This is a genomic window from Mycobacterium sp. NPDC003449, from assembly GCF_053588415.1.
In genome coordinates, this window is the sequence record NZ_JBSFPX010000160.1 from 1 (window position 1) to 18,193 (window position 18,193).

16 protein-coding genes and 1 pseudogene are annotated in these 18,193 nt (G+C 65.1%); 14 read left to right on the forward strand and 3 right to left on the reverse strand.

Annotation, left to right across the window (positions count from 1 at the left end):
• Both ACWDTP_RS29420 and ACWDTP_RS29425 read left to right on the forward strand, forming a co-directional pair.
• Positions 1 to 265: pseudogene (locus ACWDTP_RS29420) on the forward strand (hypothetical protein); the annotation flags it as partial.
• Positions 266 to 281: 16 nt separating this feature from the next.
• On the forward strand, positions 282 to 1,793 hold the full coding sequence (locus ACWDTP_RS29425; protein WP_450026442.1) for a flotillin family protein: 1,512 nt from the start codon (positions 282 to 284) through the stop codon (positions 1,791 to 1,793).
• A 62-nt stretch (positions 1,794 to 1,855) separates the two neighbouring features.
• Here ACWDTP_RS29425 and ACWDTP_RS29430 read toward each other — a convergent pair whose 3' ends face one another.
• Both ACWDTP_RS29430 and ACWDTP_RS29435 read right to left on the reverse strand, forming a co-directional pair.
• Complete coding sequence (locus ACWDTP_RS29430; RefSeq protein WP_450026444.1) at positions 1,856 to 2,941, reverse strand: ABC transporter ATP-binding protein; 1,086 nt, start codon at positions 2,939 to 2,941, stop codon at positions 1,856 to 1,858.
• A 108-nt stretch (positions 2,942 to 3,049) separates the two neighbouring features.
• The gene (locus ACWDTP_RS29435; protein ID WP_450026446.1) at positions 3,050 to 4,189 is read right to left on the reverse strand and encodes a mandelate racemase/muconate lactonizing enzyme family protein; all 1,140 of its coding nucleotides are present in this window, start codon (positions 4,187 to 4,189) and stop codon (positions 3,050 to 3,052) included.
• 100 nt (positions 4,190 to 4,289) lie between these two features.
• Between ACWDTP_RS29435 and ACWDTP_RS29440 the strand changes: the two genes are divergently transcribed.
• From ACWDTP_RS29440 to ACWDTP_RS29475, 8 genes are all read left to right on the forward strand, one after another.
• Positions 4,290 to 5,057 carry a FadR/GntR family transcriptional regulator gene (locus tag ACWDTP_RS29440; RefSeq protein ID WP_450026448.1) on the forward strand — a complete coding sequence of 256 codons (768 nt, stop codon included), beginning with the start codon at positions 4,290 to 4,292 and terminating at the stop codon, positions 5,055 to 5,057.
• Between the two features lie 191 nt (positions 5,058 to 5,248).
• Positions 5,249 to 6,484 (forward strand): extracellular solute-binding protein, encoded by a 1,236-nt coding sequence (locus tag ACWDTP_RS29445; RefSeq protein ID WP_450026450.1) that lies wholly within the window; start codon positions 5,249 to 5,251, stop codon positions 6,482 to 6,484.
• A 101-nt stretch (positions 6,485 to 6,585) separates the two neighbouring features.
• A complete protein-coding gene (locus ACWDTP_RS29450; RefSeq protein WP_450026452.1) occupies positions 6,586 to 7,467 on the forward strand; it encodes a carbohydrate ABC transporter permease in 882 nt (293 codons plus the stop codon).
• Between the two features lie 75 nt (positions 7,468 to 7,542).
• Positions 7,543 to 8,295, forward strand: a complete 753-nt coding sequence (locus ACWDTP_RS29455) for a carbohydrate ABC transporter permease (RefSeq protein ID WP_450026454.1) — start codon at positions 7,543 to 7,545, stop codon at positions 8,293 to 8,295.
• A gap of 20 nt (positions 8,296 to 8,315) precedes the next feature.
• Positions 8,316 to 9,338, forward strand: a complete 1,023-nt coding sequence (locus tag ACWDTP_RS29460; RefSeq protein WP_450026456.1) for a zinc-dependent alcohol dehydrogenase — start codon at positions 8,316 to 8,318, stop codon at positions 9,336 to 9,338.
• On the forward strand, positions 9,335 to 10,093 hold the full coding sequence (locus ACWDTP_RS29465) for an SDR family oxidoreductase (protein ID WP_450026458.1): 759 nt from the start codon (positions 9,335 to 9,337) through the stop codon (positions 10,091 to 10,093). The genes ACWDTP_RS29460 and ACWDTP_RS29465 overlap by 4 nt, the downstream gene beginning before the upstream one ends.
• Before the next feature lie 236 nt (positions 10,094 to 10,329).
• On the forward strand, positions 10,330 to 12,021 hold the full coding sequence (locus ACWDTP_RS29470) for an FAD-dependent oxidoreductase (protein WP_450026460.1): 1,692 nt from the start codon (positions 10,330 to 10,332) through the stop codon (positions 12,019 to 12,021).
• A gap of 29 nt (positions 12,022 to 12,050) precedes the next feature.
• On the forward strand, positions 12,051 to 13,523 hold the full coding sequence (locus ACWDTP_RS29475) for an ATP-binding protein (RefSeq protein ID WP_450026472.1): 1,473 nt from the start codon (positions 12,051 to 12,053) through the stop codon (positions 13,521 to 13,523).
• A 15-nt stretch (positions 13,524 to 13,538) separates the two neighbouring features.
• Here ACWDTP_RS29475 and ACWDTP_RS29480 read toward each other — a convergent pair whose 3' ends face one another.
• Positions 13,539 to 14,453, reverse strand: coding sequence for an AEC family transporter (locus ACWDTP_RS29480; protein WP_450026462.1), 915 nt, complete (start codon positions 14,451 to 14,453; stop codon positions 13,539 to 13,541).
• Positions 14,454 to 14,598: 145 nt separating this feature from the next.
• Here ACWDTP_RS29480 and ACWDTP_RS29485 point away from each other — a divergent pair, with 145 nt between their 5' ends.
• From ACWDTP_RS29485 to ACWDTP_RS29500, 4 genes are all read left to right on the forward strand, one after another.
• Positions 14,599 to 15,453, forward strand: coding sequence for an LLM class F420-dependent oxidoreductase (locus ACWDTP_RS29485; RefSeq protein ID WP_450026464.1), 855 nt, complete (start codon positions 14,599 to 14,601; stop codon positions 15,451 to 15,453).
• Positions 15,454 to 15,511: 58 nt separating this feature from the next.
• Complete coding sequence (locus ACWDTP_RS29490) at positions 15,512 to 16,366, forward strand: LLM class F420-dependent oxidoreductase (protein ID WP_450026466.1); 855 nt, start codon at positions 15,512 to 15,514, stop codon at positions 16,364 to 16,366.
• Positions 16,367 to 16,481: 115 nt separating this feature from the next.
• Entirely contained in the window at positions 16,482 to 17,489 is a 1,008-nt protein-coding gene (gene rfbB, locus ACWDTP_RS29495) for a dTDP-glucose 4,6-dehydratase (RefSeq protein WP_450026468.1), read from the forward strand.
• On the forward strand, positions 17,486 to 18,094 hold the full coding sequence (locus ACWDTP_RS29500) for a dTDP-4-dehydrorhamnose 3,5-epimerase family protein (protein WP_450026470.1): 609 nt from the start codon (positions 17,486 to 17,488) through the stop codon (positions 18,092 to 18,094). Before rfbB ends, ACWDTP_RS29500 begins: the two co-directional genes overlap by 4 nt.
• Positions 18,095 to 18,193 lie beyond the last annotated feature (99 nt).

Genomic DNA, 18,193 nt, shown 5'->3' on the forward strand with positions numbered 1-18,193 from the left:
CAACGGGGTGCTGCTGCCCTACCTGCGCAGGCAGCAGTCCAATTCGCACAAGGGCCGGTCCTCCTATATCGGGCTGCTCGGCACGGTGACGCTGGAGGTCCCGGCCGGCGGCTGGGGCGAGGTCGCCTTCGTCGACGCCGACGGCAACCGGGTCTTCTCCCGCGCCAAGAGCGCCGAACCGGCCGCACTGGCCAAGTCCACCCGCGTCTACATCGCCGATATCGACTCCGATTACGTCCACGTCGTCGCAGTACCCGAGCACTGACCGAAAGAAGGCCACCGTGTCCCTGCTGCTGATCGTCGTCCTGGCCGCCGTCGCCGCCATCCTGGTGCTGGTGGTGCTGCCGCTGGTGTACGTGAAGAACTACATCAAGGTGCCGCCCAACGAGGTCGCGGTGTTCACCGGCCGCGGCCAGCCCAAGGTGGTGCGCGGCGGTGCGCGCTTCCGGATGCCCGGCATCGAACGCGTCGACATCATGAGCCTGGAGCCGTTCAACGTCAGCATCAACCTGCAGAACGCGCTGTCCAACAACGGTGTCCCGGTCAACGTCGAGGCCGTCGGGCTGGTCCGGATCGGCTCGGCCGACGAAGCGGTGCAGACCGCGGTCCAGCGCTTCCTGACCTCCGACCTCAACGAGCTACAGCACCAGATCAACGAGATCCTGGCCGGCAGCCTGCGCGGTATCACCGCGACGATGACGGTCGAGGACCTCAACTCCAACCGCGACACCCTGGCCCGCAGCGTGGTCGACGAGGCCGGCGGCGACCTGGCCCGCATCGGCATGGAGGTCGACGTCCTCAAGATCGCCGGTATCTCGGACGGCAACGACTACCTGAAGTCGCTGGGCCAGCGACGGATCGCCGAGGTCAAGCGCGACGCCACGGTCGGCACCGCCGAGGCCGAACGGGACGCCCAGATCCAATCCGCCAAGGCCCGTCAGGAGGGTTCGATCGCCCAGGCCGAGGCCGATACCGCGATCGCCACCGCCAATCAGAAGCGCGATGTCGAACTCGCCCGGCTGCGGGCCCAGACCGAGGCCGAGAACGCGCAGGCCGACCAGGCCGGCCCATTGGCCAATGCCCGCGCCCAGAAGGACGTCGGCATCGCCACCGAACAGGCCGAGGCCGCCCGGGTGCAGGCCCGCATCGAGGTCGAGCAGCGCCGCAGCGAGCAGGCCCAGGCCGCCCTGCAGGCCGATGTCATCGCGCCCGCCGAGGCCAAAAGGCAGGCCGATATCGCGATCGCCGAGGGTCAGCGGCAGTCCACGATCCTGGCCGCCGAGGCCGCGGCCGAGACCGAGCGGCGCAAGGGTCAGGCCCAGGCCGACGCCCGCAAGGCGGCCGCCGATGCGCTGCGGGTCGAGAAGCAGGCCGAGGCGGACAGCCTGCAGGCCAAGTTGGTCGCGGAGGCCGCCGGTAAGAAAGAGCTGGCCGATGCGCTGCGCGTCGAGCAGCAGGCCGAGGCGGCCGGTATCGAGGCCAAACTGCTCGCGGAGGCGAACGGCAAGAAGGAGATCGCGGCCGCGCTGAACAGCTACAGCGCCGACGCAGCGAGGCTGCTGATGCTGCCCGATGTGCTGGCCTCGGTGGTCAAGGCGACCGAGGCGGCTGCGACGCCGCTGGCCGAGATCGAGCGGCTGTCGATCATCGGCGGCTCGGGCGACACCCAGGATGCGGTGGGCGGTCTGCTCGGGATCAGCCCGCTCGCGGTCGCCAAGATCGTCGAATCCCTCAAGTCCTCGGGAATCGACGTGGCTGCGCTGCTCAACGGCAAGACCGACCACTCAGCCTGAGCCCGGCCCGCGGAAGTGGCGATTCGGCCGCCATACGACGAAACGGTGTCACCGAACAGTCATCAGCGCAGTCGGCGTCCGTCAGCCGGCGCAAAGAAGTAGATGTGCGCTTCGCCGACAGAGAGGGTAATGCGCTCGCCCTTGGCCGGCGGGTTGCGCCAGTCGACGCGCGCGGCGATTGGTTCACCTGCTGCGGAACCATTTTCGGTGTCTTTGGTACGGCCGTAGACGTAGGCGTCCGAGCCGAGCTCTTCGACTACGGCCACTTCCATGTTGATTCCGCTTCCGTGTGTGATCTCGAGGTGTTCGGGTCGGATGCCCACCACGACGGAATCCTTGAGGTTTTGTGCGACAGAACGTGGCATCGGTACTCGGTGAGCGCCGACGACCACGCCGCCGCTTTGCACGGGCAAGGTGAACAGGTTCATCGCTGGTGATCCCATAAAGCCGGCGACGAAGAGGTTGGCGGGGTCGCGGTAGAGGTCTCGCGGCGCTGCACATTGTTGCAACACACCGTCTTTCAGTACCGCTACCCGGTCACCCATCGTCATGGCCTCGACCTGATCGTGGGTGACATACAAAGTGGTGGTGTTGAGCCGACGTTGCAGCTGGGCAATCTGGGTTCGAGTCTGTACCCGCAGTTTTGCGTCGAGGTTCGACAGTGGCTCATCGAGCAGGAAGACCTGGGGTTTGCGCACTATCGCTCGGCCCATTGCTACGCGTTGACGCTGGCCGCCCGACAGGGCTTTTGGTTTCCGGTCGAGGTGCTTGTCGAGGTCGAGCAGAGAGGCGGCCTCCCGGACACGTGTATCGATCTCGGCTTTACTCACCTTCGCCATTTTCAGGGCAAAGCCCATGTTCTGCGCGACCGTCATGTGCGGATAGAGCGCATAGTTTTGGAACACCATTGCGATGTCACGGTCTTTGGGCTGGACGTCGGTAACGTCTTTTTCGCCGATGAAGATGTGCCCGTCGCTGACGTTTTCCAGGCCCGCGAGCATGCGTAGCGATGTCGACTTGCCGCAACCGGAGGGGCCGACCATGACCAGAAACTCCCCATCGTCGATTTCGAGGTTGAGGTGGTCGACGCTCGGCACGGTGTTTCCCGGGTGATGCCTGGTCGCGTGATCGAAGATGACTTTGGCCATGCTGGATCGTCGTCCCTTCTGGGTGCCGGTGACACCCAAAGTATTCGAATCAACTGAGGCTGAGCCCGACGTCGTGTACTGGCGTCCGTCTCGGATCCCCCGAGCGCGCTATCCCTCCCCGCTCATCCGTAGGCCGGCTCGTTCCGGTCGGATGTGAGGCCCAGTGCGCACACCCCATCCGCCGGTTGCGCTTCCGGAAGCGATTACTTCTTCGTCGACTGTGATTCCGAGCCCTGGCTGGTCACCAAGGATGATGCCGCCGTCAGCGATCGTCTGGTCGACGCTGAGACCGCGGGGAAACCCGAAGTCTTGCACCTCGGTGGTGAGATGGTTGGGCACCGCGGCGGCAGCGTGCGCTACTGGATTGCAGTTGTAGCCCACCGGGCTGACCGGCAAGTCGCGCGCGAAGGCAATCGTCGACACACGCAGGAAATGCGTAACCCCCCAGACCATTCCAGCCTGGACGATGTCGACTGCCTCAGCGTCCAACAAGGGGCGGTACTGCTCCAGTCCTACGAGATTTTCTCCGGTTGCGATCGACGCTTTGACTGCCCGGCCGACGGCACGGTGCCCTTGGGCATCCCAGCGCCGAACGGGTTCTTCGACCCACGTCAACGGGATGCGGCTTTCGATTTCCGCGACGTGCCCGACGGCTTGCTTTCGATTCCACGCTTCGTTCACATCGAGCATCAGGGCGGGTCGTCGGGAGTTTCTTCTGAGCACGTCTCGAACTTCTGTGAGCCGCTTGATGTCGGTCGCCGCGTCGAGACCGCCTTTGATCTTCGCGCTGGAGAAGCCGTGATCAGCGTATCGACCGTGGAGGGCAACGAGTTCTTCGTCGGTCAGGGCGATGTCCAGGCCCGATGCGTAACCAGGTACGAAACGGTCCCGGGCGCCGAGCATCCGCCAGAGCGGCTGATCGGCCATCTTTGCCTTGAGGTCCCAGATCGCCATGTCGATGGCGCCGATGGTGCCGAACGTGGCGCCGCCGTGACCAGTTTTGAACACTTGCGCCAACATGCGGTCGTAGATGGCGGTCACCGCTCGCGGATCCTCATCTTCGACCGCCGGAAACACCCGTTCGATGTCGGGATGGTGACCGAGGCCCACACCGACGAGCCCCCCGTCGGTATGCAGCATGAGTACTGGAACCTCGCTGATACCAGGGTCGACGAAGCCATTGATGTCGCCGACCGGCCGACCCCAATCGTGCACCGTGGTGAGGCTGGAGTACCCCGTGATCTTCATTCCATCCCCACTCATCGAGCCCGGCGTCGTTCATAACATAATACATCATACGTATTAGCACGAACCCCAGCGAACGCCCGGCCGCCATAAACTCCTCTCCATGAAGGCAGAGCAGGCTCACCATCAGGACGCCACCACTCCCGGAATCCCCAGCATTGGAGTCCGGCGCCCTGCTGCCCGGCTGGGTGTCGCGGTCGTTCAGCAACTGACGGACGTGGTAATCACCGGCGCCCTCAAGCCGGGGGATCTTCTCCCGCCGGAAGCGCAACTGGCGGCGCAGTTCGGCGTCAGCCGCACGGTCGTGCGCGAATCGGTGAAGCGCCTGGAGGAGAAAGGGCTGGTCACTGTTGCGCAAGGCTTGGGCACGATGGTTTCCGATCCCAGCAACTGGAACCTACTCGACCCAGTGGTTTTGAGCGCGATGATCGACCACGATGACGCCCTCGGGATCCTGGACGAGTTGAGCAAGGTGCGGGCAGGGCTTGAGGCGGCGATGGCCGCCGAGGCGGCGGTCAAGGCGAATCCCGAGCAAATCAGCGAACTCGAGCAAGCGATAGATGAGATGCGGACCTCGATTGATGACCCGCCTCGGTTCACCGTCGCCGACCGCCGGTTCCACTCGCTGGTCATGAAGATTTCGGGCAACCGCCTGGCGCCCAGCATCGCGCGCACATTGTTCAGTCGGGCACTGGAAAGCAGCCGGTATCACGGCGTTGAGCCAGACAACGCCGCGGCAACCACACTTGCGGCCCACGAGGACATCTGCCGCGCAATTCGTAAGCGCGACACCGTTGCCGCAGAACGGGCGATGTACAACCACATTCAGGGATCCTGGGAGAGGCGCCGGCTGTCAACGGACGGCGACTGAGCGCACGACACAACGTCGAACCCAAGACGCGTCCCGCCGGCGGCTGTGCGGTATTGCTTTTTTTACACACATCATATGTATGATGTGCCATGAGTTGGCCATCACAGCTCGTACCGAAAGTGCCATCAGTCACGGTGAGTCGCGGTTTCTCGGGAAGAAGCCCCAAAACCAGATCACGGAGAGGTGTGCCCGTGTCCAAACAGCACCGCCAGTCAGCCCGCCGAGCCTTCGCGGTCGGCTCGATGGTGATTCTCGGCATCACGATGACCGCATGCTCGCCCGGCGGTCCCTCGTCATCCTCCGAGGCCGTCACCAGTATCAGCGTGGCGGACTATTACACCGACGAGCCTGCGAAATCGATTATCGGAGAAGCCCTCTCAGCGTGCGGGACGACCGCCGGCGTCGCCATCGAGCGTGAGTCGATCCCATCGGCTGATCTCGTTGCGAAGACCCTCCAGAAAGTCAGTGCGCGAACGCCCCCAGACATCCAGATGATCGACAACACCGACCTGCCGGCCCTCGCGTCCACGGGGGCACTGCAAGCTCTGTCGGACGCCGGCATCACCACCGACAACGTCGGGCCCGGCGCAGTTCAATTGGGAACATTCGACGGCAAGGTATACGGAGGAGCTCCGACCCTCGGCACCCTTGTCATGTTCTACAACGTCGATCTCCTCAACGCGGCCGGTATCACCACTTTTCCTTCCACGTGGGAGCAGCTGAAGGCGGACGCCGCGAAATTGAAGCGCGGCGATACCTATGGTGTGGCCTTCAGCGCCAAGAACAACACCGAGGGGACATACGTCTTCCTCCCGCTCTTCTGGTCCGACGGGGGCAAGGAAGACGATCTCGACAGCGCGGCAGCACGGAACGCGCTCCAATTCGAAGTCGACCTCGTGAAGAGCGGAGCTGCTTCGCAGTCCGTCGTACAGTGGGGCAATTCGGATGTCGGGGACCAGTTCGCAACCGGCAAGAGCGCGATCGTCCTCACCTCATCCAGCCAGATGGCAAAGTTCGACAAGACCAGCGAGCTGAATTACAAGACGGCGACCATCCCTGTTCCCTCGACCGGAGACACGTCCGTGGCTCCACTCGGTGGCGAGGTGTGGACACTCCCGCTCACCGGCGACGCCGCGCGCCAGGCCAAGGCCGCTGAAGTGCTCGAGTGCCTGATGTCGGACGAAACGCAAATGTCTTTGGCAGTCCAGCGCGGCGCCGTCCCCGCCAACCCCGCACTCGACTCCAAGTACCTCGCGCAGCTCCCTGCCCAGGCCGTCGTCGTCGACCAGGTTCGGAACGGCCGCGGCAGGACTGCGCTACTCGGCGCCAAGTGGGCCGATGCGTCCACCCGGATCTACACCGCCGTACAGGCGGCCATCACAGGCCAATCGAGTGTGAGCGCAGCACTGAAAGACGCCAACAGGTAATCGACGAAGGCGCCCCCGAACGGCCGGGTCTTCAGCGTCATCCGAAGCAGGCCGCGCTGACTCCCGCCCGACTGTCCGGCCGACCGAAAGTGAACCCAGGAATGACGCGAGCCAAGATCTACCAGTGGCTCTTCATTGCGCCGTCATTGATCTACATAGCGCTGTTCTTCTTCTACCCGGTCGTGCACAACGGCTTGATGGGATTTCAGAACTACACGACCGCTACGTTTTACACGGGACAGGCTCCATTCGTCGGACTCGACAACTACCGAGTGGTCATTGGTGACCCCACGTTCTGGCCGACCGTCCGGAACACATTTGTCTTCGTAATCGGCTCCGTCGCCGCTCAGTTCATCCTTGCAATGCTGATAGCCAACTTTTTCAAAAAGAAGTTCCCGCTGAGCACGACGCTGCGCTCCCTTCTACTGCTCCCCTGGTTGCTGCCGGTGATCGTCTCGACTGCTCTCTGGCGTTCACTGATGGATCAGGACTCCGGGGCCGTCAACGCGGTTCTCAAGGCGCTCGGTGTGATCGACACCGGCATACCCTGGTTGTCAAGTCCGACCATCGCCCTCATCTCGGTGATCATCGTCAACATCTGGGTCGGGATCCCCTTCAACGTCACGATCATCTACGGCGGGTTGCAGGAAATCCCTGACGACATTTACGAAGCCGCCGCCATGGACGGTGCCACCGGTCTACGTAGATTCCGCTTTGTCACCTGGCCGCTATTGCGACCGACCGTGACAGTGGTCGTGCTGTTGGGCGTGATTTACACGCTTCGATCCCTCGACATCATTCTCGGTCTCACCCGCGGCGGCCCAGCAGACTCGACCCAAACGCTGGCCACGCAGTCGTACTTCCAATCGTTCCAGAAATTCAACTTCGGCCAAGGCGCAGCACTGAGCAACATCTTGATCCTGATTGCGTTGGCTTTCGCCATTGTCTACCTGCGGTCAACACGACGCTCCGCCACCGATTAGGAGGCTGCCATCATTCGCACAACGCGCCTCAACCGACGATCCAACACCGTAATTGGGATCACGCTGTTGGTCGTCATGCTGTTTCCGGTCTACTGGATGATCAATCTCTCGTTCCAGGAATCGGGAAGCAATCTCGCTGACTCCTTCTTCCCCACCCACTTCCATGTGGACGGGTACCAGACGGCACTCAGCGAACAAGGGGCAAACCTCGCCACCAGCCTCGTCGTCGCACTCGGCAGCGTGGTTCTCGTCTTGATCATTGCGATGCCTGCCTCGTACGCGTTGGCGCAGTTCGAGTTGCCCGGCCTCAACCTGATCCTGCTCGTCCTCGCCATCACGCAGATGATCCCCGGAATCGTGGTCGCCAACTCGCTCTATAGTGCCTTCAACAATCTCGGTCTGCTGAATTCGATCGGTGGTCTGATCCTTGCCGACGCGTCGCACGGGCTCGCGTTCGCGATCCTGCTCATTCGAACGAGCATGCAGGGAATTCCTCCATCAGTGCTCGAAGCCGCTCGAATCGATGGCGCCAACATGTTCCGAACCTTCATCGCGATGGCCATTCCCCTCGCCAGGAACGGCATCGTCACGGCGGCCCTGTTCACGTTCCTGTTTTCGTGGAGTGACTTCGTCTTCGCGCTGACTCTCACCACAACTGAGGCCGTGCGGCCGATCACCCTCGGTATCTACAACTACCTCGGCGCCGATCAGACGGACTGGAGCGCAGTCATGGCGACATCCGTTCTCGCCTCGATGCCCGCCATCGTCTTGCTCATCGCCGCTCAACGGTTCGTCGCTGCCGGCGCAACCGGTGGAGCCGTCAAGTAACCACGACTCAGGAGGAGCCAATGCTGTCAGCGAACTACGTCAAGAATCGCTCGATCGAGATCAAGGTGTCCACGGCAGCCCCTCCTGCGCCAGGTGAAGTACAGATCGCCGTCGCCTACACCGGTCTGTGTGGCACCGATCTCCACATTTTCCACGGCCACATGGACGCCCGCGTCTCTACACCACTGGTTTTCGGCCACGAGATGAGCGGGACGATATCGGCCGTCGGAGCCGACGTCGACGGCTGGTCCACCGGCGACCACGTAACCGTGATGCCACTCGACTGGGACGACACCTGCCCTGCATGTCGCGCGGGAAACCAGCACATTTGTCAGAATCTCAACTTCATCGGCATCGATTCGCCCGGATCCCTGCAGCGACTCTGGAACGTGCCCGCGAGCGTGGTCCTCGCTCTGCCCGAGACATTACGTCTGGACTCCGCGGCATTGGTTGAGCCAACCGCGGTTGCCGTCCACGACGTGCGCAGATCTGGCCTTGAAGCCGGCGACAGGGCCGTCGTGATCGGAGGCGGGCCCATTGGTGTGCTCATCGCCTCGGTCGCGCGGATTCACGGAGCGGAGGTCGCCGTAATCGAGCTTGATCCGAAGCGGCGCGCCCAGGTCGATGCGCTGGGGTTCACCACCATCGATCCCCGCGAGGTGGACCAGGTCGAGTGGGTGACCGACTGGACCACCGGCGCAGGTGCGGATGTCGTCTTCGAAGTCTCCGGCGCAGCAGCCGCCGTCCGCGGGGCCACGGATCTGGCCAAGGTCCGCGGCACGATCGTCGTCGTGGCGATACACCCCACGCCCCGAGAAGTCGATCTGCATCGCGTCTTTTGGCGCGAACTCCGCATACTCGGGGCACGGGTCTATGAACGAACCGACTTCGAAAGGGCCATCGAGCTTCTCGATGCCGACCTGATCCCCGCCGACCTGCTCATCAGCCGGGTCGTCGGGCTCTCTGAGACCGCCGAAGCGCTTTCCACACTGGAATCGGGGGCCGCGATGAAGGTCCTCGTGGATGTGCAAGACGCGAAATGACCTCCCTCTTCGACCTGTCCGGACAAACAGCGGTGGTAACTGGAGCCAGGCGGGGCATCGGTTTCGCGATGGCTGACGCCCTGGCCGCGGCGGGTGCCGACATCGTCGGCGTGAGCGCCCAACTCGAACAAACCGGCAGTGACATCAGCGCCGCAGTCGAGTCACACGGACGCCGCTTCACCTCGATTCGATGTGACTTCGGCGACCGCGGAGCCGTGAAGCAACTTGCTGAACGTCTAGCAGGTCTCGACGTCGACATCCTCGTGAACAACGCCGGCACCATAGAACGAGCACCGGCGGCGGAACACACGCTGGAATCCTGGGACCGACTACTCGAGGTGAACCTTTCCAGCCAGTTTGCGCTCACCCAGGCCGTCGGCGCATCGATGCTCAAACGGGGCCGCGGAAAGATCATCTTCACCGCATCCCTTCTGAGCTTCCAAGGCGGCATCAATGTTCCCGCTTACACTGCTGCAAAATCTGCCATTGCAGGTCTGACGAAAGCCCTCGCCAACGAGTGGACGGCTGGCGGAGTGACGGTCAACGCCATAGCACCGGGCTATATCGCCACGGACAACACCGAAGCACTGCGCGCCGACAGCAATCGCTCGAAGAGCATCCTGGAGCGCATCCCGGCAGGTCGCTGGGGCACGGCAAGCGACCTTGGCGGCGCAACGGTGTTCCTCGCATCGCATGCGGCTGATTACGTTTCCGGAGTGACCCTGCCTGTCGACGGCGGGTGGCTCGGGCGGTGACCACCGTTCGTGCCTTGTCTCACGTGCCCGCATCGTCTTCGCGACCGTCATAGCTGGGCGCCACCCATACCATCGACATCGCTACCTGCTCGTGGTCCCTCAGCCCGTGGCAACCAGCATGGCTCCGAAGCGGCGGCGACACCGTTGGCCACTGACGGCAACGGGTCGCTTTCGCACGTGGCGTATTTCCGGGAGCGAGAAAATCACTGGATGGACAGCGCATAATCAATAGCGATATGACTGGACCCTCTCCCCAGCCCCGCAAACCCGTAATCCTCACCGTCGACGACGACCCCGCGGTGTCCCGCGCCGTGGCGCGCGACCTGCGCCGGCACTACGGCGAGCGGTACCGCATCGTACGTGCGGAATCGGGCCCGGACGCCCTGGAAACGCTCAATGAGCTGAAGCTGCGCGGCGACACCGTTGCGGTGTTCGTCGCCGACTACCGGATGCCGCAGATGAGCGGCATCGAGTTCCTCGAAGCCGCGATGGACCTCTACCCGATGGCCCGGCGAGTCCTGCTGACCGCCTACGCCGACACCACCGCCGCGATCGCGGCGATCAACGTCGTCGACCTCGACCACTACCTGCTCAAGCCGTGGGATCCGCCGGAGGAGAAGCTCTATCCGGTGATCGACGGACTGCTGGAGGCGTGGCACGCCGTCGGCGACCGGGCCATCCCGCACACCAAGGTGATCGGGCACCCATGGAGCCCGCGGTCCTGGGAGGTGCGCCAGTTCCTGGCCCGCAACCAGCACACCTACCGCGCGTTCACCTCCGACGAGCCCAAGGGCAAGCAGCTGCTGGAGGCCGCGGGCCTGGATGGGCTGCAGCTTCCGGTGGTGATCACCGAGGGCGGCGCGACGCTGGTCGAACCGACCGACGGCGAGCTCGCCGACATGCTGGGGCTGTCGACCAGCCCGTCCCTGGAGATGTATGACCTCGCGGTGATCGGCGGCGGCCCAGCGGGGCTGGCGGCCGCGGTCTACGGCGCGTCCGAGGGACTCAAGACCGTCCTGATCGAGGGCGCGACCACGGGCGGGCAGGCCGGCCGCAGCTCCCGGATCGAGAACTATCTCGGCTTCCCCACCGGGGTTTCCGGCGCGGAGCTGGCCACGTCGGCGCGCAGGCAGGCCGAGCGCTTCGGCGCCGAGGTCATCACCACCCGTGAGGCCACTCAGCTGGAGGTCGCGGGCACGGCGCGCACCATCACCTTCGCCAACGGCGGCACCATCGGGGCGCGCTCGGTGATCCTGGCCACCGGGGTGGAGTACCGCCAGCTCACGGTGCCGGGATGCTGGGACGATCCCGACAACCCGATCAACTATGTGGGCCGCGGCGTCTACTACGGCGCCTCGGTCTCCGACGCCGCCGAATGCCGCGATGAGGACGTCTACATCGTGGGTGGGGCCAATTCGGCCGGGCAGGCGGCGATGTTCATGGCGCGGACCGCCAACTCGGTGACGTTGCTGGTGCGCGGGCCGTCGCTGGAGGCATCGATGTCCTACTACCTGATCCAGCAGATCGAGGCGACCCCCAACATCCACGTCCGGACCTGCACCGAGGTGGTGTCGGCGATCGGCGAGGACGACCACCTGGTCGGTCTGGTGCTGGAGAACAAGCGCACCGGGGAACGTGAGGAGGTGCGCTCGAGCCGGATGTGCTGCTTCATCGGGGCGACACCGCGCACCGACTGGCTGGACGGTGTGGTGGCCCGCGACGACCACGGATTCATCCTGGCCGGGCCGGACCTGCGCGACGTGTGCGGCTGGACGCTGGAACGCCCGCCGCACCACCTGGAAACAAGTTTGCCCGGTGTGTTTGTTGCAGGGGATGTGCGCGCCGACTCCGCCAAGCGGGTGGCGGCTGCCGTCGGCGAAGGGTCGATGGCGGTGATGCTGGTGCACCGCTACCTGGCAGAAGCATGACAGCCGAGCATGAGGAGCTGACGACGGATATGAGCGAAGTGTGTGTTCGCGACGAACTGCGGACCCTGTTCCTGTTCGAGGATCTCTCCGACGATCAGCTCGACACGCTGTGCGCGGCAGGCAGCATCGAGACGTTCCCGGTCGGCCCGATCTGCACCGAAGGGGACCCCGCGACCTGCTTCTACGTGCTGATCGACGGCGAGTTGGTGATGTCGAAGCGCTCGGGTGGCGTCGACATCCAGACCAACCGCACCTCGCAGCGCGGCGTGTACTTCGGCGCCTGGTCGGCCTACATCCCCGGTGAGGAGCACATCTACGAGGCGTCGGTGCGGCTGACCCTGCCGTCGCGGGTGTTCGTGCTGGACTCCAACGCGTTCGCCGCGTTCATGCAGGCCGAGTTCCCGATGGCGGTGCATCTGCTGGAGGGACACAAGGTCGGCGGACGGCGACAGAGCCAGATCATCGGGCAGCGCGAGAAGCTGCTGGCGCTGGGCACCATCACCGCCGGGCTGACCCATCAGCTCAACAATCCGGCGGCGGCCACCGCGCGGGCGGTGGCCGACTTGCGCGAGTGCGTCGGCAAGATGCGACACAAGCTGGCGATGCTGGCCGACGGCAAGTTCAGCCCGGAGGCGCTGCGCGTACTGGTGACCATCCAGGACGAGGTGGCCGAGCAGGTCGCGAAGAGCAAAGGGCTGGAGCTCACGGCCCTGGAGACGTCAGACCGGGAAGACCAGATCGGCGACTGGCTCGAGGACCACGGCATCGTGGGCGCCTGGGACTATGCTCCGACGTTCGTGGAGGCGGGTCTCGACATCGACTGGCTCGAGCGCATCTCGGCGTCCGTTGACGACGTCGACGCCAGCGCGTCGCTGCAGAGCGCGATCGGCTGGCTGAAGTACACCATCGACAACGAACTCCGGATGAACGAGATCGCCGAGGCCAGCAAGCGGATCTCAGCCCTGCTGGCCGGCGCCAAACAGTACTCGCAGATGGACCGCGGCGCGTACTCGAGCGCCGATGTCCACGAACTGTTGCGCAGCACCATCATGATGTTCGGCGGCAAGATCGGTAAGGACGGGCCGATCACTCTGGCCAAGGAAATGGACAAGTCTCTGCCCGAATTGCAGTGCTACCCAGGCGATCTCAACCAGGTATGGACGAACCTCATCGACAATGCGATCCAGGCCATGGGCGGGCGGGGCACGCTGACCATCCGCACCGCGCGGGAGAACGACGAGATGATCCGGGTCGAGATCTGCGATGACGGGCCCGGCATCCCCGAGGACATCGTCGGACGCATCTTCACCCCGTTCTTCACCACGAAGCCCTTCGGCGAGGGCACCGGGCTCGGACTCGATCTGGCCTGGCGCATCGTGGTGGAGAAGCACGGCGGTGATCTGCGGGTGCACTCCGAACCGGGCAACACCCAATTCACCGTGGTGCTTCCGATCCAGGCCCCGGCACCGGAGGCGGGCGCCAGCCTCGAATCCGACGGCTGACGCGGCCGGGCCGGCTCACCCGGTCAGTGCCACCACGCCCACGATGACCGGTACCGACAGGATCGTGCTGATCAGGGTCGCGTCCCTGGCCAGGGTTTCGCCGCGACGGTACAACGCCGCGTAGGTGTTGATGTTCTGCGCCGAGGGCAGCGCGGCCAGCACGGTGACGATCTCCAGCTGATGATGGTCGGCGCCCAGCGCCCACGCCACCGCATAGGCGATGGCCGGCATCAGCAGGATCTTGAACGCCACCGCCAGCGCGAGTTCGCCGCGATGGGGATGGCCGTCGCCACGGGTGCGGGCGCTCAGGGATATGCCGAAGGCGAGCAGCACGGTGGGCACCGCCAGCGCGGCCAGCAGTTCGAGCGGATCGCGCAGCACCTGCGGTAGCTCGACATGAGTCTCGGCCAGGATCAGCCCGACCGCGCTGGCCGCGATGATCGGGTTGGTGAACAGGCTGAGCAGACGCCGGCCGACCGACCTGTGCCGGGAGTTCTCCGCGTCGAGCAGGCCGAGGCTGATCGGTGCCAGCACCAGGATCTGGAACAGGATGATCGCCGAGATCTCGGTGCTGCTGCCCAGCACATAGGCGCTGACCGGGATGCCCAGGTTGCCCGCGTTGACGTAGGAGGCCAGCATCGACCCGACGACGGTTTCACCGCGCGGGCGGCGCATCAGCCGCGCGACCACGAAGTAGAGCGCGTACGCCACCAGCGCGGCGATCGCCGAAACCAGAAGCGGACGCGAAAACACCTGGGAGAGTTCGGCATCGGCGAGACCGAGCAGCATCAGTGCGGGAACACCGATATGGAACGCGGCGCGGTTGAGCACCATCCTGGCGTTGTCACCCAACACGCCGAGGCGGCCGACGACAACACCGACCACAATGACGATCGCGATGACCGAGAAGGCCTGCAATACAGCCAGCACCTACCGGCCCTTCTGTCTGATGGGGTCGTCTCCTCGGGTATCGGTTGTCTGCACTCGCAAAGAATTATCGCGCACCGGCGTCCCGAGTCAGAATCGTCGTGATCGGTCCGGAATAGCGGCAACCCGCCGCAGGGTTGACCGAACCATGACGCAGACCACATCCACCGCCGCCACCAAGCCGGATCTCGGCAAGTTCGGCTCGTTCGGCCGCGGTGTGACCCCGCAGCAAGCCAAGGAAATCGAAGCGCTCGGATACGGCGCGGTGTGGGTGGGCGGATCCCCGCCCGCCGAATTGGAATGGGTCGAACCGCTCCTGGCGGCCACCACGAGCCTGCAGGTGGCGACCGGCATCGTGAACATCTGGACCGCGGCACCCGGCCCGGTCTCGGAATCGTTCCACCGGATCGACGCAGCCTATCCCGGCCGATTCCTGCTCGGGGTCGGCGTCGGCCACCGTGAGGCGATCGGCGAATACCGCAAACCGCTCGACGCACTCACCGACTACCTCGACAAACTCGACGAGTACGGGGTGCCCAGGCACCGCCGGGTGGTCGCCGCGCTGGGCCCGAAGGTGCTGCAGCTGTCTGCCGACCGCTCCGCGGGGGCACATCCCTACCTGACCACGCCCGAGCACACCCGGCAGGCCCGCGAATTGCTCGGGTCGGACGCGTTCATCGCACCCGAGCACAAGGCTGTGCTCACCACCGACGCGGACCAGGCCCGTGCGGTCGGCCGCAAAGCGCTCGACATCTACCTCGGACTGACCAATTACCGCAACAACTTCAAACGGCTCGGCTTCACCGACGAGGACCTGGCCAAGCCCGGCAGTGACCGGTTCATCGACGCCGTCGTCGCGTATGGCACGGTTGATGCGGTCGCCGCGCGACTCAAGCAGCATCTGGCCGCCGGCGCCGACCATGTACCCGTGCAAGTATTGACCTCACCGGACAAACTGGTGCCTGCGCTTGCCGAACTCGCCGGGCCGCTCGGCTTGGCCTGAGAAAGCCTGAGAAAGATGGGGACTGCCAGATGACTTCTGCGGACGCGAGGAGCACCAAATGACGGACGCGCTTTCACTCAAGCCCGATCTCGGCCGCTACGGGGTGTGGACGTTCGGGGCCGTGACGCCCGAGCAGGCCGCCGAGATCGAGGGGCTGGGCTACGGCGCCGTCTGGGCGGGGGGATCCCCGGCCGCTGACCTGTCGTTCGTGGAGCCGATCCTGGCGAACACCCAGCGGCTGCAGGTGGCCACCGGCATCGTCAACATCTGGACCGCCGACGCCGGTCAGGTCGCCGAATCCTTCCACCGGATCGAGGCCGCGCACCCCGGCCGCTTCCTGCTCGGCGTCGGCGTGGGCCACCCCGAACACACCGATGAGTACCGCAAGCCCTACGACGCGCTCGTCGACTACCTGGACGCGCTCGACGCGGCCAAGGTCCCGACCAGTCGCCTGGTGATCGCGGCCCTCGGCGACAAGGTGCTCAGGCTGTCGGCGCAGCGCAGCGCGGGCGCTCATCCGTACCTGACCACACCCGAGCACACCGAGCACGCCCGCGGTGTGCTCGGCGAGGCGGTGTACCTGGCACCCGAGCACAAGGTGGTGCTGGGCACCGACGGCGCGGCGGCGCGCGAGATCGGACGCCAGACCGTCGACTTCTACCTGAACCTGAGCAACTACCTGAACAGCTGGCGACGGCTGGGCTTCACCGAACACGACGTCGCCAAGCCGGGCAGCGACAAACTGATCGACGCCGTCGTCGCACACGGAACGGCCGAGGACGTCGCCGCCCGCCTGCGCCAGCACATCGCAGCAGGCGCCGACCATGTGACCATCCAGGTGCTCGGCGGGCCCGACACGCTGATTCCGACTCTGACCGAGTTGGCCGGGCCACTGGGGCTCACCGACAACTAGGCCGAGTGTGCGGGTCTGCTGGTAGACCCGCCGCGCAAGGCCGATACGATCCGCACGCTCGCGCGGGACGAGACTGCGCGGAGTGCTGATGCACCGCACCCGTTAGGGTTGACCCATGCGGTTGGTGGTCACCGGCGGGGCGGGGTTCATCGGCGCGAATTTCGTGCACCTGGCCCTGCGTGAAGCCCTCACCACCTCGGTAACGGTGCTCGACGCCCTCACCTATGCGGGCAGCCGGGAGTCGCTGACCCCGGCGGCCGATCGGATCCGGCTGGTCCAGGGCGATATCGGCGACGCGGATCTGGTGGAGCGGTTGATCTCCGAGCTGGATCCGGCGACCGACGCCGTCGTGCACTTCGCCGCCGAGACGCACGTCGACAACGCCCTGGCCGATCCGGAACCGTTCGTGCACACCAACGTGATCGGCACGTTCAGGATTCTGGAGGCGGTGCGCCGGCACGGGGTGCGGCTGCATCACGTCTCAACCGACGAGGTGTACGGCGATCTGGAACTCGGCGACTCCGCGCGGTTCACCGAGACCACGCCCTACAACCCGTCCAGCCCCTACTCGTCGACCAAGGCCGCGGCCGATCTGCTGGTGCGGGCCTGGGTGCGGTCCTACGGGGTGCGTGCGACGATCTCCAACTGCTCCAACAACTACGGCCCGTACCAGCATGTCGAGAAGTTCATCCCGCGCCAGATCACCAATCTGCTGACCGGTCGGCGGGCCAAGCTGTACGGCGCGGGCGCCAATGTGCGGGACTGGATCCACGTCGACGACCACAACAGCGCGGTGTGGCGGATCCTGGCCGACGGCACGATCGGGCGCACCTACCTGATCGGCGCCGAGAACGAGCGCGACAATCTCACCGTGATGCGCACGCTGCTGCGGCTGATGGACCGTGACCCCGATGACTTCGACCACGTGACCGACCGGGCCGGGCACGATCTGCGCTATGCGATCGACCCGTCGGCGCTGCAGGACGAATTGGGCTGGGCCCCAAAGCATACCGACTTCGACGAGGGGCTGCGCGCAACTATTGACTGGTATCGGGACAACGAATCCTGGTGGCGGCCTTTGAAGGAGAAGGTCGAGGCGAAGTACCAGGAGCGTGGCCAGTGACCGCGCGCGAACTCGCGGTGCCCGGCGCCTGGGAGATCACCCCGAAGCTGCACGGCGATTCCCGGGGCATGTTCTTCGAGTGGTTCACCGACGACGCGTTCACCGCGTTCGCCGGGCACAGATTCGATATCCGGCAGGCCAACTGCTCGGTGTCGGCAGCCGGTGTGCTGCGCGGCGTGCATTTCGCCCAGCTTCCGCCGAGCCAGGCCAAATACGTCACCTGCGTGCGCGGCGCGGTGCTCGACGTCGTCGTCGACATCAGGGTCGGCTCGCCGACCTTCGGACGGTGGGATTCGGTGCGGCTCGACGACACCGACCGGCGCTCGATCTACCTCTCGGAGGGTTTGGGGCACGCTTTCCTTGCGCTGGAAGATGATTCGACTGTGATGTACCTGTGCTCGGCGCCCTACGCCCCTCAGCGCGAGCACACCATCCTGGCCACCGATCTGGGTATCGACTGGCCCGACGGACATGAGCTGGTGATCTCCGATCGCGACGCCGCGGCACCTACGCTCGACGAGGTGCGCGCCGCGGGTCTGCTCCCGAGGTGGGAGGACACCCAGGCGTTCGTCGAGGAACTGCGCGCCGCAACCCGATCGAGCTGACCCGCTATTCAATGTGCCGGGGCCGCACCGCCGCCCCGATCACGAACCCGGCGAACGGCACGGCCGCCAGGATCGTGCTGAGCGTGGCGCTGCCGCCGG

Bases quoted from the DNA above. Each gene is read 5' to 3' on its own strand.
- ACWDTP_RS29490 (WP_450026466.1), top strand. From the start codon at position 15,512: ATGACGGACGCGCTTTCACTCAAGCCCGATCTCGGCCGCTACGGGGTG.
- ACWDTP_RS29475 (WP_450026472.1), top strand. From the start codon at position 12,051: ATGAGCGAAGTGTGTGTTCGCGACGAACTGCGGACCCTGTTCCTGTTC.
- ACWDTP_RS29450 (WP_450026452.1), top strand. From the start codon at position 6,586: ATGACGCGAGCCAAGATCTACCAGTGGCTCTTCATTGCGCCGTCATTG.
- ACWDTP_RS29470 (WP_450026460.1), top strand. From the start codon at position 10,330: ATGACTGGACCCTCTCCCCAGCCCCGCAAACCCGTAATCCTCACCGTC.
- ACWDTP_RS29465 (WP_450026458.1), top strand. From the start codon at position 9,335: ATGACCTCCCTCTTCGACCTGTCCGGACAAACAGCGGTGGTAACTGGA.
- ACWDTP_RS29455 (WP_450026454.1), top strand. From the start codon at position 7,543: ATGCTGTTTCCGGTCTACTGGATGATCAATCTCTCGTTCCAGGAATCG.
- ACWDTP_RS29435 (WP_450026446.1), bottom strand. From the start codon at position 4,189: ATGAAGATCACGGGGTACTCCAGCCTCACCACGGTGCACGATTGGGGT.
- ACWDTP_RS29430 (WP_450026444.1), bottom strand. From the start codon at position 2,941: ATGGCCAAAGTCATCTTCGATCACGCGACCAGGCATCACCCGGGAAAC.
- ACWDTP_RS29460 (WP_450026456.1), top strand. From the start codon at position 8,316: ATGCTGTCAGCGAACTACGTCAAGAATCGCTCGATCGAGATCAAGGTG.
- rfbB (WP_450026468.1), top strand. From the start codon at position 16,482: ATGCGGTTGGTGGTCACCGGCGGGGCGGGGTTCATCGGCGCGAATTTC.
- ACWDTP_RS29440 (WP_450026448.1), top strand. From the start codon at position 4,290: ATGAAGGCAGAGCAGGCTCACCATCAGGACGCCACCACTCCCGGAATC.
- ACWDTP_RS29485 (WP_450026464.1), top strand. From the start codon at position 14,599: ATGACGCAGACCACATCCACCGCCGCCACCAAGCCGGATCTCGGCAAG.